This window comes from Methylobacterium nigriterrae, from assembly GCF_037106235.1.
In the GTDB taxonomy this organism is placed as follows: domain Bacteria; phylum Pseudomonadota; class Alphaproteobacteria; order Rhizobiales; family Beijerinckiaceae; genus Methylobacterium; species Methylobacterium nigriterrae.
In genome coordinates this window covers 1-12,718 of sequence record NZ_JBAWTG010000134.1, presented here as the reverse complement: position 1 = coordinate 12,718, position 12,718 = coordinate 1, and the positions used below count along the sequence as shown (strand labels likewise).

Annotated in this window: 11 protein-coding genes; 10 read left to right on the top strand and 1 reads right to left on the bottom strand. The window is 64.1% G+C overall.

What is annotated here, in order from left to right; all coding sequences use genetic code 11:
* Both WDW90_RS30805 and WDW90_RS30800 read left to right on the top strand, forming a co-directional pair.
* Window positions 1–592: MFS transporter (locus WDW90_RS30805; protein ID WP_336491336.1), on the top strand; the 592-nt coding region annotated here is incomplete at its 5' end.
* 113 nt (window positions 593–705) lie between these two features.
* Window positions 706–2,658 carry an aconitate hydratase gene (locus tag WDW90_RS30800; protein WP_336491335.1) on the top strand — a complete coding sequence of 651 codons (1,953 nt, stop codon included), beginning with the start codon at window positions 706–708 and terminating at the stop codon, window positions 2,656–2,658.
* A gap of 45 nt (window positions 2,659–2,703) precedes the next feature.
* On the opposite strand, the gene WDW90_RS30795 is transcribed toward WDW90_RS30800, so the two are convergent.
* Window positions 2,704–3,654: an ArdC family protein gene (locus WDW90_RS30795; RefSeq protein WP_336491334.1), complete on the bottom strand. Its 951-nt coding sequence runs from the start codon at window positions 3,652–3,654 to the stop codon at window positions 2,704–2,706.
* 844 nt (window positions 3,655–4,498) lie between these two features.
* Between WDW90_RS30795 and WDW90_RS30790 the strand changes: the two genes are divergently transcribed.
* The 8 genes from WDW90_RS30790 (at window position 4,499) to WDW90_RS30755 (ending at window position 12,573) form a co-directional block, all read left to right on the top strand.
* Complete coding sequence (locus WDW90_RS30790) at window positions 4,499–5,395, top strand: LysR substrate-binding domain-containing protein (protein ID WP_336491333.1); 897 nt, start codon at window positions 4,499–4,501, stop codon at window positions 5,393–5,395.
* A 283-nt stretch (window positions 5,396–5,678) separates the two neighbouring features.
* Window positions 5,679–6,428: an SDR family NAD(P)-dependent oxidoreductase gene (locus tag WDW90_RS30785; protein WP_336491332.1), complete on the top strand. Its 750-nt coding sequence runs from the start codon at window positions 5,679–5,681 to the stop codon at window positions 6,426–6,428.
* 30 nt (window positions 6,429–6,458) lie between these two features.
* Window positions 6,459–7,319: a transketolase gene (locus WDW90_RS30780; RefSeq protein ID WP_336491331.1), complete on the top strand. Its 861-nt coding sequence runs from the start codon at window positions 6,459–6,461 to the stop codon at window positions 7,317–7,319.
* The gene (locus WDW90_RS30775; RefSeq protein WP_336491329.1) at window positions 7,316–8,341 is read left to right on the top strand and encodes a transketolase family protein; all 1,026 of its coding nucleotides are present in this window, start codon (window positions 7,316–7,318) and stop codon (window positions 8,339–8,341) included. Before WDW90_RS30780 ends, WDW90_RS30775 begins: the two co-directional genes overlap by 4 nt.
* Window positions 8,342–8,537: 196 nt before the next feature.
* Window positions 8,538–9,554, top strand: coding sequence for a TRAP transporter substrate-binding protein (locus WDW90_RS30770; protein WP_336491327.1), 1,017 nt, complete (start codon window positions 8,538–8,540; stop codon window positions 9,552–9,554).
* 10 nt (window positions 9,555–9,564) lie between these two features.
* The gene (locus WDW90_RS30765) at window positions 9,565–11,439 is read left to right on the top strand and encodes a TRAP transporter large permease (protein ID WP_336491326.1); all 1,875 of its coding nucleotides are present in this window, start codon (window positions 9,565–9,567) and stop codon (window positions 11,437–11,439) included.
* A 423-nt stretch (window positions 11,440–11,862) separates the two neighbouring features.
* Window positions 11,863–12,096, top strand: a complete 234-nt coding sequence (locus WDW90_RS30760) for a hypothetical protein (RefSeq protein ID WP_336491324.1) — start codon at window positions 11,863–11,865, stop codon at window positions 12,094–12,096.
* A 177-nt stretch (window positions 12,097–12,273) separates the two neighbouring features.
* The gene (locus WDW90_RS30755; protein WP_336491322.1) at window positions 12,274–12,573 is read left to right on the top strand and encodes a hypothetical protein; all 300 of its coding nucleotides are present in this window, start codon (window positions 12,274–12,276) and stop codon (window positions 12,571–12,573) included.
* Window positions 12,574–12,718: the final 145 nt, after the last annotated feature.

Sequence of the window (12,718 nt, the reverse complement as noted above, 5' to 3'; positions counted from 1 at the left end):
GGGGGCGATCAAGCAGCCGGGCTTTCTGCTGATCGGCTTCGTCTACTTCCTCCTCCAGGTCGGCTCGTACGGCCTGAACTTCTGGGGGCCGGACCTGATTAAGACCGCGAGTGGAGGGACCGCGGCCTCGGTCGGCTTCCTCACCGCGATCCCCTACATCTGCGGCGCTATCAGCATGATCGTGATCGGGCGCCTGTCCGACGCCTCGGGCGAGCGACCAAAATTCGTGGCGGGGCTCGCGGTCGCTGCAGCCATTGGCTTCTTCGCCGCCGGCCTGTTCGACCAGCAGATCGTGCCGCTGATGATTGCGCTGGCGCTCGTCGGCGCAGGGATCGTCGCCTCAATCCCGACCTTCTGGACCCTGCCGGCCAAGCTCGCGACCGGCGTTGGTGCGGCCGGTGGAATCGCGCTCATCAACACGCTGGGTCAGTTCGGTGGCATCGTCAGCCCCGTGGCGGTCGGCTGGGTCAAGGATCTGACTGGTTCCACGACATTGGCGATCTACGTGATTGGCGCGCTCTGCCTCGTCGCGGCCGGGCTCCTGATGTTCGCGACGCCCGAAAGCCTGCGTCGCAGCGACCGCGACGCGTGATCCGGAGCACGCGTCGCACTGCCGTCTCCGCGAAGTCCGGCCCGACGGCGGCCCCCATTCGCGGCGCGCTGCGGATGGGCTCTTTTCACCCGAACGTAGACCGGGAGACCGAAGTGGCCCTGAACCTCACGCAAAAACTCGTCCGATCTCACCTCGCCGAGGGAAACCTCACGCCGGGCGACGACATCGCGCTGACGATCGACCAGACCCTACTACAGGACGTGCTCGGCGGCCTCGTGATGCTGGAGCTTGAGGCGATGGGCGTCGAGCGGGTCAAGGTTGGCCTCGCCGCTCAATACATCGACCACAATCTCGTCCAGAACGATCACCTCAACGCCGACGAGCACATGTTCTTACGCTCGGCCTGCCGCCGCTTTGGCGTGTGGTACTCGCGTCCCGGCAACGGCATCAGCCATCCCGTGCACATGCAGAGCTTCGGCAAGCCGGGCCAGACGCTCGTCGGCTCCGACAGCCACACCCCTGCCGCCGGGTCGCTCGGGATGCTTGCCTTCGGCGCTGGAGGCGTTGAGGTAGCTCTTGCCATGGCTGGGCAGCCTCTGAACCTGCGTATGCCGCGGGTCTGGGGCGTAAGGCTGACGGGCCGGCTGCCCGACTGGGTGAGTGCTAAGGACGTCATCCTGACAATGCTGGCTCGCCACGGAGTCGAAGGGGCCTACGGGCGGATCATCGAGTATCATGGCCCTGGTCTCGATGGCCTCACCGCGATGGACCGGCACGTCATCGCTAATATGGGCGCCGAGATGGGCGCGACGACGAGCGTGTTTCCTTCGGACGCAGCCACGAAGGCGTTCCTCGAAGGCGTCGGCCGGGCTGAGGACTGGGTGCCACTCGCTGCGGACGAAGGCGCCACATACGACGACTACGAAGAAATCGATCTCTCGACCCTGGTACCGATGATTGCCAAGCCGTCGAGCCCAGGCAACGTCGTACCGGTGTCGGAGGTGGCGGGCACTGAGATTTACCAAGCCTATATCGGCTCCTCAGCCAACCCAGGTTTCCGCGATTTCGCGGTGGCCGCGGAAATCGTGAAAGGCCGGCAGACCCATGACCGGGTGTCCTTCGACATCAATCCATCGACGCGGGTCGTACTAGAGACCCTGATCCGGGATGGTCAGCTCTCCGAGTTGATCCATGCCGGCGCACGTGTGCACCAAGCCGGCTGCAACGGCTGCATTGGCATGGGGCAGGCACCGGCGTCCGGCCGTAACTCGCTACGCACCGTGCCGCGCAACTTTCCTGGCCGTTCCGGCACCCGCGAAGATAGCGTGTACCTGTGCAGTCCGGAGACCGCTGCAGCCTCGGCGCTCACCGGCGTCATCACCGATCCGCGCAGCCTGGACATACCCTATCCCCAGGTCGCACCCCCACGGATGGCGTCCGGCAACCCTACGATGCTCGTCGCGCCGCTGCCCGAGGCCGAAGCGCGAACCGTGCCGCTAGAGAAATCGGAAAACATCACGACACTGCCCGAACTCGGCCGGCTCGGGGCCTCTATCCGAGTGCCGGTGCTGCTTAAGACCGGCGACGACATCTCGACCGACGACATCATGCCGGCTGGTGCCCGGGTGATGCCCTACTGGTCAAACATCCCCAAAACCTCGGAGTTCACCTTCGAGCCGATCGACGACACGTACCCGAAGCGCGCTAGGCAGGGCGGCAAGGAGCGGACTGGCCACGCCATCGTCGGTGGCTTCAACTACGGCCAGGGCTCGAGCCGGGAGAACGCGGCGTTGGCACCACGCTACCTCGGCCTGAAGACCGTGTTCGCGAAGAGCTTCGCCCGCATCCACTGGCAGAACCTCATCAACTTCGGTGTCCTGCCGCTGACCTTCGTCGATCCGTCCGATTACGATCGCCTGGAGCTTGGCGACGTGATCGAAATCGCGGACGTGGCCGGTGCATTGGCGCAAGGCCCCGAGATCATTGCGAACCTCCGCGGCGGCACGGACCGGATCCGGTTGCGCCATGATCTGTCCCCGCGGCAGGTCGAGGTGCTCTTGGAAGGTGGCGTTATTAATTGGGTGCGCGCCCGTCTCAAAGCCTGACGCGCTTCGCGCGGTGGAACGGCGTCATCGAGAGAAGACACGGATTCATGCCGCGGCTTGGATGAAGCGGCCGGCGCTGTCGGTGCTCTGGTCCAGGGGATCGGTATCGCGAGAGAGGGCGTCTCTGGTCGTGCGGCCTACCTGTAGAGCAGCAAGGTAGTCGACGGCGCGGCTGGCCTCGCTTGCAGTCGTCGCGAGGGCCCGCGGCTCCGAGCGCAGGAGCGAAGCCCAAGCGGCGCAGTAGGCGGCGTGATCCGGGTGCGGCGCGCGGGCAACGCCAAGGTCAGCTAGGACGAAGGCGGCGCCGAGTTCCGCCACGAGCTCCTCGGCGGCATAAGCCTGGCTACCGAAGCGGCCCGTGAGGTCGCGGGCGAGGCGGTGGCGGGCGCCGGTCCAGTGCACGAGTTCATGGGCGAAGGTCGCGGCGTAGCCTTCGGGGGAGTGGAAGGCGCTGCGAGGGGGCAGCAGGATGGTGTCGATCTTCGGGACGTAGCAGGCGCGGGTGCCGTTCTCCCGAATGATGGCGCCGGTGGCCCTGACGAAGGCGGTGAAGACGATGGGAGGGTCGACCGTCTCGCTCGGGGGAGGTAGGGCCAAGTCCTGCGCACCGTCGACCTGGGCGGCGTTGAAGACGTGGGCGGCGCGGGCGACGAAGCGGGGTGAGGCGTCGTCGGTGCCCGGTATGCCTTTGGCCAGAGCTGGGCTGGTGGGCAGGTCCTTGTAGAAGATGACGGAAGTGCCTCGCTCGCCCCTGCGGACCTGCGCCCCGAGGGCGGCCCACTGCCGGTAGGTGGCCCAGCGCGGGTCGGCGTAGCCTCGGGCCTGTGCGGCGGCCCAGAGCGCGAGGATGTTGAGGCCGCGGTAGCGCTTGCCCGTGAGTGCGTTGCGGGGCAGCGGATCGGCGCCGTGCCAGGGTGGCGACCAGGTGCTCGGGTCGGCGGTTTCGAGCTGCTGCAGGATGGCGGCGGCAACGCGCTGATGAAGGTCGGCGGACATGGAGGTCAGCTCGGCTCCCGGGCGACCGCAGGCGGCGGTCTGGCGGGGCAAGCTTCATGGGCGTGGCGAGATGTTCACCCCTGTTCGGCGTTCCGTGACTCCCGGCGGTGGGGCCCGGCGACGGTTGTCGTGTTCGTGTTGGAGGGTGTTGGTGTCCGGCCTGTCGGCGGCACCGGCGTCTTCGGGTTGTCCCGGTTGGCCGGGACGTCTCTGGTTTTCGGGGGATCTCGCGAATATCGCCGAGTTTGCAGCTTATCCGTAGGGCAAGCCGCACGCTTCGACCGTCATTTTGCCGGTACAGGGGGAGCGTTTGGCAGCTTTCAGGAACTGTTGGCGGGCAGCTGTACGTCTTCGGACTGCGCGAAACGACCGGCCGGAGATGGCCGAGACTGTGTGAAAACGCGGAGCCCGTAGAAGGATCTTCCCTCAAGCTCCCTGAGCAGTGCCGGAATGGGCATTCTACCGGCATCAGAACGGCCGTTTGGCGGGCCAGAATGTCCGCCGCGTAGAAAATTGTTCTACAGTTACGGAGCCCGCTCGCGTTTTCACACAGCCTCGGCCGGAAGTGGAACGGCGGCTTTCGAGCGAGCCGCTGGCCGATGCGGACGTCGTAGTTCGGCCGGTGTTGGCCGCAAGCGGCCCGTCCGCTTCGGGGCTCAAGCTGTGGGTTAGCGGACGTTCTGCGCGGTTCGGTGAATGCCTCAGAGTAACCCTGTCCCGACACTCCGGGAGGAGGCTGGGAAGGTCGCCACCTGGCCGGATAGCGGTCCTCGGGCATGTTCGCGATCGGACATCATCTTTAGGCTGTTGTCAGGTGCCAGGGGCCCGGCCCATCGTACTGGCAATGCGCCCGCCCGTTCCTCTCTCCGCCGTCCGCACATTCGAGGCCGCAGCTCGGCGACGCTCGTTCAAGGCGGCCGCGAGCGAACTGAACTTGACGCCCAGTGCTGTGAGTCACGCCGTGCGTAAGCTGGAACAGGCTCTGGGGACAGCATTGTTCGAGCGAGACGGCCACAGCTTAGACCTCACGGCCGCAGGTGAGGCGCTGCTCGATCATGTCAGCCGAGGCTTCGAGGAGATTAACCGCGGGTTCGACCTCGTCGCGACCCGCGCTCCTCAGCTTCTGCGGCTGCACTGCGCGCCGAGCTTTGCCGCGCAGTGGCTGACACCACGGCTTGCTCGGTTCCTCGCCGAGCATCCGGGTTTTGAGGTGAGGCTTGCTGCCGGCATGGACTACGCACGCTTCATTACCGACGAGTTTGACGCCGACATTGTCTACGGCCCCCCCCGCGGAGAGGGCCTTGTCATCATGCCGCTAGGCCAAGAGACCGTGACGCCATTGTGCGACCCGGAGCGAGCCGCACGCATCAGCGAGCCGGCAGACCTTTTCGACCATGTGCTGATCCAGAGCGATAACAAGCTTGTGCGATGGCCACTCTGGTTCGAGCGCAACGGCATCCGTGCGCCTCCGTCGGCTGGGCTCCGGTTTGACCGCAGCTTCCTGGCCATTACAGCGGCAGTGGACGGCCTCGGCATCGCGCTAGAGTCTACGTTCCTGGCCGAACGCGAGTTGGCGAGTGGCCGCCTTGTCGCCCCGCTAGCGGACCGCGCCACGAACGTTCAGTACAATGGGCACCATCTTGTCTTTCCGGCAGCGACCCGGCGCCGGGGACCGCTGCGCGTCTTCGCGCGGTGGCTCGCAGCGGAACTAGGCGCAGATCTGCCGGAGGAGGTCGCTTAGGACCGTCGAAAGCGAACCGCGGCGCGTGGCAGAAGATGAATGAGATTCACTCATGTCTGAAAAGTACGCGTTTGCCGGTTGACTCCGACTTCGGCACTTTCTCCTGCAACGAGATGAGAGGAAACGGCCTAACCCCCGCTTGGCCATCGAGCCATAACGCGGCAGGTTGAATGGGCATCATGTCGAGGCTGCGCTGCAAGCCCGGCATTTCGGTCAGATCTCCCATCTCGAATCGAGCGGAACCCCGGAACGGCAATACGCCTCCGGCCGCAGGGAGACAGCCATGCTTCTGAAAGACAAAGTCTGTGTGATCACCGGCGCAGCATCCGCGCGTGGTATCGGCAAGGCGACGGCCCGCTTGTTCGCTGAACAGGGCGGTCGCGTGGTCATCCTCGATCTCGATGCCGGCCAAGCGGAGAATGCTGCCCGCGACCTCGGTGTCAGTCACCTCGGCCTCGCCTGCAACGTTACCGACAAGGCGGCCTGTCAGGGTGCCGCCAAGGAAGTGGTCGGGCAATGTGGCCGTATCGACGTGCTGGTGAATAATGCCGGCATCACACAACCCCTGAAGTTCATGGAGATCGAGGCGGCGAATTACGAGGCCGTCACCGATGTGAACCTGCGCGGCAGCCTTTACATGAGCCAGGCCGTGGTCCCGGCCATGCGCACGCAGCGCTCCGGATCGATTGTGTGCATGTCGTCTGTCTCGGCCCAGCGCGGCGGCGGCATCTTCGGCGGCCCGCACTACAGCGCCGCAAAGGCAGGCGTTCTCGGTCTAGCGAAGGCGATGGCCCGAGAACTCGGAGCCGACGGCATCCGCGTCAATTCGGTCACGCCCGGTCTCATCCAGACCGATATTACGGGCGGCAAGCTGACCGACGATCTTCGTGCCGAGATCACGAAGGGCATCCCGCTCGGACGTCTCGGCGTCGCCGACGACGTGGCTAATGCTTGCCTGTTCCTCGCCAGTGACCTGTCAGCTTACATCACAGGCGCGGTGATCGACGTCAACGGCGGCATGCTGATCCATTGATTGGACAGCGCTCACGAGGAGGAAGACACCATGCAGATCCATCAAGAATCGCGTCCACGGGAGCGGTCAAACGTTTCCCTGGCGGACCGCGCCTACAATATTCGACGCCACGCACTGTTAATGGGAGAAGTTCAGGGCCAGGGCTACATCGCGCAGGCGCTCGGCATCTCCGATGTACTGGCGGTCAGTTACTTCCACGCCATGACCTACCGGCCTGAAGATCCGGAATGGGAAGAGCGCGACCGCTTCCTGCTCTCGATCGGCCACTACGCCATCGCTCTCTACGCGGCGCTCATTGAAGCCGGGATTATCCCGGAAGACGAGCTGACGAGCTACGGTGGCGATGATAGCCGGCTGCCCATGTCTGCCATGGCAGCCTACACGCCGGGTATGGAGATTACCGGCGGCTCGCTTGGCCACGGCCTTGGCATCGCGGTTGGTATGGCCCTCGGCCTCAAGCGCAAGGGCTCGAAGTCCTTCGTCTACAATCTGTTCTCCGACGGAGAACTCGACGAGGGCTCGACCTGGGAAGCGGCGATGTCGGCCTCGGCCTTCAACCTCGACAACCTCATCGGCATCGTCGACGTAAACGGCATGCAGGCGGATGGTCCTTCACGCGCCGTCCTGAACTTCGAGCCGCTCGCGCCAAAATTCGAGGCGTTCGGCTGGTTTGTCCAGCGCGTTGACGGCAACGACATCGATGCCCTCGTCGCCGCTTTCGATGCGGCCCGCGCCCACGAGGGCCAGTGCCCCCGCATCGTGATCTGCGACACGAAGATGGCCAAGGGCGTGCCATTCCTGGAGGCGCGCGAGCGCAATCACTTCCTACGCGTCGAGGCAGCTGAGTGGCGCGAGGCTCTGAAGGTCTTGGACGAAGGGAGGAAGCAATGAAGCGCTCGAAATACGAGAGGCCGATCCGGCAGGAAGGTGCAGGCGGTGGCCTGAAGACCTCGGCGATGATCGCCTCGCTGGCCGCACCAGGCCAGCGCACTAAGTCAGCGCCGTTCGGCCATGCACTCGCCAATCTCGCCCAGACTCGACCCGACATTGTCGGTCTCTCGGCAGACCTGGGCAAGTACACCGATTTGCATATCTTTGCACAGGCTCATCCTGACCGGTTTTACCAGATGGGGATGGCTGAGCAGCTCCTGATGATGGCAGCCGCCGGCTTCGCGCGGGAGGGCTTCGTTCCCTTTGCGACCACCTACGCGGTGTTCGCTGCGCGGAGGGCCTATGACTTCATCTGCCTCGCGATTGCCGAGGAGAATCTCAACGTCAAGATCGCCTGTGCCCTGCCGGGTCTGACCACGGGCTATGGTCCAAGCCACCAGGCGACCGAGGACGTCGCGATCTTCCGCGGAATGCCCAACCTGACGATCATCGATGCCTGCGACGCGCACGAGATCGAACAGGTTGTGCCGGCGATGGTCGCTCATCAGGGACCAGTGTACCTGCGGCTCCTGCGCGGCAACGTCCCTCTAGTCCTCGATGAATACGGCTACGAATTCGAATTCGGCAAAGCCAAGACCATCCGAGACGGACGAGACGTGCTGATCATCTCCTCCGGGTTGATGACCATGCGGGCGCTCGAGGTGGCTCAGGCCCTTGAGGAGGACCGTGTCGACGTCGCAGTGCTGCACGTTCCGACCATCAAGCCTCTCGATGAAGCCACGATCCTACGGGAGGCGAGCCGAGGTGGACGCCTCGTGGTGGTTGCCGAAAACCATTCGGTTATCGGTGGTCTGGGTGAGGCGGTAGCGGGGCTGCTTCTGCGCAGCGGGACGTCGCCGAAAGGCTTCCGCCAGATCGGACTGCCGGACGAGTTCCTCGACGCGGGCGCTCTACCAACACTGCACGACCGGTACGGTATTTCTACGCAGGCGATGGCTCGAAGCATTCGCGGCTGGCTTTGATACCCGGGCGCCCGGCAAGACCGATTGCCGGGCGCGCCTGACGCCGGACGCGCGAAATGCCCCGGAGTCCTTCTCAGTCGAACCGGCTTACGGCAGCGCCGAGGGGCGGTGTCACGCACCGGTGAGCTGAAGGCCGATCCTAAAGACCAAGAACGGCGAGGATCGGGTGACCCTCTGAAACACCAGGGAGTGAAACATGCCAGACGCTTCTCTCAGCCGTCGCAGCCTGCTGACGGGCGCAGCGGCCGTTCCGCTCTGCGCTATCCTCACCCGGCGCGCCTCGGCAGCCGAGTTCACCTACAAGTTGGCGACCGGCCAGGATCCGAATCATCCCGTCAACGCGCGGGCTCAGCAGGCAATCGACCGAATCCGAGAGGCCACCGGCGGCCGCCTGGAAATTCGACTCTTCCCGGCTAACCAGCTCGGCGGCGACACCGACCTGCTGGCGCAGCTCCGGAGCGGCGCCGTCGAGTTTCTCAATATCTCCTCGTCGATCCTGGCGACTTTCTTGCCGGTCGCAAGCCTGCCGAACATCGGTTTCGCCTTCAAGGACTATGACAGTGTCTGGGCGGCCATGGACGGACCACTGGGTGCCTATGTGCGGGAGCAGATCGGCCTGACACCGATCCTTACCGTCTCCAAGACTTGGGACAACGGCTTCCGTCATATCACCTCCTCAACGCGCGAGATCCGCACCCCGGACGACCTCAAGGGCTTCAAGATCCGCGTGCCCCAGGCACCGATGCAGACCTCGCTTTTCAGGGCTCTCAACGCGGGTGCGGCGCCGATCAACTTCAACGAGCTCTACTCGGCTCTGCAGACAAAGGTGGTGGAGGGGCAGGAGAATCCGCTCGCCATCACGGCAACAACGCGCCTCTACGAGGTGCAGAAATCCTGCAGCCTCACCGGCCATATCTGGGACGCATACTGGATCCTTGGGAACAAGCGCGCCTGGCTCCGCCTGCCGGAGGACGTACGCACCATTGTAACGCGTGAACTTGACCGTTCGGCCGACGAAGAGCGGGCCGACATCGTCACGCTGAACGCGAATCTGCGGAGTACCCTATCCCAGAAGGGGCTGACGTTCATCGACGTCGACCGGGAAGCGTTCCGCGACGCGCTGAGCCGGACGAGTTTCTACAAAGATTGGAAGACGAAGTTCGGGGAAGGGGCCTGGTCCCACCTTGAAGCTGTCTCCGGAAAACTTGCGTGAGGAGGCTGACATGCAAATCGACGTCGCCATGCCCACTACAGCACCGCATTTGAAGGGATTCCGTGCTCATTTGGGAACCCTCGACCGAGGGCTTGGCCGCCTGATCGAGGTGCCCGCGGCGATCCTCGTCATTCTCGAGATCGCGGTGCTCCTAAGCGGCGTGATCAGTCGCTATGTCCTGCACCAGCCGCTCGTCTGGTCGGACGAGCTGGCCTCAATCCTGTTCCTGTGGCTTGCCATGCTGGGAGCGGCTATCGCCTTCCGGCGCGGCGAGCACATGCGCATGACGGCCTTCGTCAGCATGACCGGGCCGCGCTGGCGCGCCTTCATGGACACTCTCGCCCTCGTGGCTGGGTTTGTTTTCGTCTGCCTAGTACTGGAGCCGGCGTACGAATTTGCGAGCGAGGAAGTGTGGGTCCATTCGCCAGCGCTCGATATCACCAACACGTGGCGCGCAGCCGCCCTACCGGTCGGCTTCGGACTGATGCTCGTCTCTGCCTTGCTGCGTCTCGCGCAGGAGGCTGACTGGCGCACGAGCATCGCGGCGCTTCTCCTTTGCGCGTTCGTCGCAGCCATACTGATTTCATTGCAGCCAGTGTTTATGGGCCTCGGCAATCTGAACCTGCTGGTGTTCTTCCTCCTGGGCGTGGGCGCCCTGGTGTTTTCCGGCGTTCCGATCGCGTTCGCCTTCGGGCTCTCCACCTACGCCTATATCACGCTAACGACGCACGCGCCTGGCATGGTCGTGGTCGGCCGCATGGACGAGGGCATGAGCCACCTCATCCTGCTCTCCGTGCCTCTGTTCGTCTTTCTGGGGCTCCTGATCGAGATGACCGGAATGGCGCGTGCCATGGTCGGGTTCCTTGCGAGCCTGTTAGGCCACGTGCGCGGGGGCCTGCACTACGTGCTGGTTGGCGCGATGTACCTCGTATCTGGCATCTCCGGCTCCAAAGCCGCAGACATGGCCGCGGTCGCGCCCGTGCTGTTTCCCGAGATGAAGGCACGCGGGGCCAAGGAGGGAGATCTCGTCGCCCTGCTCTCCGCCACTGGGGCACAGACCGAGACCATTCCGCCCTCGATTGTGCTGATCACCATCGGTTCGGTCACCGGCGTCTCGATCACGGCCCTGTTCACCGGCGGCCTATTGCCGGGCCTCGTCTTGGCGGTCACGCTGTGTGCGCTGGTCTGGTGGCGCTATCGCGGCGAGGATCTGAGGCATGTGCAGCGGCCCGGCGGGCGGGTTATTGCGCGATCCTTCATCGTCGCGGTGCCAGCCCTGGCTCTACCCTTCATCATTCGGGCGGCCGTCGTCGAGGGCGTTGCTACTGCTACCGAGGTCTCCACCATCGGCATCGTCTATGCCATGCTTGCTGGCCTGCTGATCTATCGGCAGTTCGACTGGCGCCGCCTTTATCCGATGCTCGTGACGACGGCGACTCTGTCCGGCGCAATCCTGCTGATCATCGGCGCGGCGACCGGCATGGCCTGGGCTTTGACCCAATCCGGCTTCTCGCAGACTCTCGCGGTTGCGATGAAGAGCCTGCCCGGCGGTACTCTGGGCTTCCTGGCAGTGTCGGCTGTCGCATTCATCGTGCTCGGCTCGGTACTGGAGGGCATCCCGGCGATCGTCCTGTTTGGACCCCTGTTGTTTCCAATCGCACGTGCGGTGGGTGTGCACGAGGTGCATTACGCGATGGTCGTCGTTCTCGCCATGGGAATCGGCCTGTTCGCGCCTCCCTTCGGGGTCGGCTACTACGCGGCCTGCGCGATCAGCCGCATTCATCCTGACGCTGGCATGCGGCCGATCGCAGGCTACATCGTGGCCCTCCTCGTCGGCCTTGCCGTGGTCGTGCTGGTGCCGTGGTTCTCAATAGGCTTCCTGTGATCAGTGGATATTTTAGGATATACCCATGGTCTAGAGCCAGTGATTGGCAGAGGAACGCCCAGATCCAGATCTCTATCGTCTCTCTGTCTCGATAATGTGCAAGAAACTGTTTATAGATGCCGCCGTATGCAAGCCTCTGCCTTAAACTACTCCGGCTCGGCCAGTTCTCTCAATCAAACTGCGCTGCTCGGCATATCGAACCTCAGACCCGCGCCGAAATGCGGCGGCGATCCGATCAAGCAGAGCCCATCCTGACCATGCTTCAGCTCGAGGATGGGCCCGAAGCCTCAAGCTGCTGGTATCAATCGTCGTAGGCACCTTTAGCCTCTCCGCACTTGCGCATTTGGCTTGGTCCAATGCTGCGCCGCAATATAGGCCCGGGCTTTGGCGCCAGTTAGCGGAGGGAAGCGTGAGCTGATATGCGTGACATTCATGCTCTGGAGGGCCGCCGTTAACGGCTCCGCTGGATCGGGTGTTCTCGCGTCGGGTAAGCCCGGTCTACTTCGACCACGTGCTGGCGCCCTGAAGCACAGGGGTTCTCGCCTGGCGATTGATCCGGACACCCTGCAGGAGCGTCAATTTCTCAAGATGCTGGCCGAGGCGCTCGATGTGCCCAGTGACGCCGTGGCCCGGCTCGATGCGGAATTCGCTGGCTGACTGCGGGGGGTGGAGCGGCAGCACCGGCTTCCGTCAGCTCTCCAGCGGGTCGGAGGCTTGCCAAGAAGTTAATGCCCCAGACCGGTTCCCACAGAGCAGGAATGCCTCCGGCGCAGTAGCTCGACGACCTGCCCTTGATGCATCTAGCCGCCTCCTTGAGCAGCTAGGAGAGAAGGGGTGACGCGGTTCTATCGCGTGGAGACGAGAAAGCGCGGCCTTGTTGGCAAGCTCTGCAAGGGAGCACTGGTCGGCTTCAACGGGCTGATGGTCTGGGCGCTCTGGTCTGCACTCACGACGGCTTGCACGCTAGGAGGGCATGGCATGTCCGCCGTCGCAGGGACGTTAGGACACGTCCATACGACAGTGGGCGAGGCTGCACTCGCCATCCTTTGGCTGATCGGCACGGCAATCCTTGGCCTCCTCACATTCGTGACGCGCAGCCGGATGGTTGTCCTCATTGAGGAGAGGGCCCCGTAGGTCGGTCTCCTTGTGCGGAAGATATGCGACCAAGTGGATGAACGGCTAAGAGCGTCTAACAAAACCGGCGGTGGTGCGTTGAGAGGAGATGGCGAGACCGCTCCTTCCTGATGGCCTGTGGGCCGAGATCGCACCGCTGCTGCCG

Excerpts from the sequence above, each read along its gene's own strand:
- WDW90_RS30775 (WP_336491329.1), top strand. The coding sequence starts at position 7,316 with ATGAAGCGCTCGAAATACGAGAGGCCGATCCGGCAGGAAGGTGCAGGC.
- WDW90_RS30785 (WP_336491332.1), top strand. The coding sequence starts at position 5,679 with ATGCTTCTGAAAGACAAAGTCTGTGTGATCACCGGCGCAGCATCCGCG.
- WDW90_RS30795 (WP_336491334.1), bottom strand. The coding sequence starts at position 3,654 with ATGTCCGCCGACCTTCATCAGCGCGTTGCCGCCGCCATCCTGCAGCAG.
- WDW90_RS30780 (WP_336491331.1), top strand. The coding sequence starts at position 6,459 with ATGCAGATCCATCAAGAATCGCGTCCACGGGAGCGGTCAAACGTTTCC.
- WDW90_RS30770 (WP_336491327.1), top strand. The coding sequence starts at position 8,538 with ATGCCAGACGCTTCTCTCAGCCGTCGCAGCCTGCTGACGGGCGCAGCG.
- WDW90_RS30765 (WP_336491326.1), top strand. The coding sequence starts at position 9,565 with ATGCAAATCGACGTCGCCATGCCCACTACAGCACCGCATTTGAAGGGA.
- WDW90_RS30790 (WP_336491333.1), top strand. The coding sequence starts at position 4,499 with ATGCGCCCGCCCGTTCCTCTCTCCGCCGTCCGCACATTCGAGGCCGCA.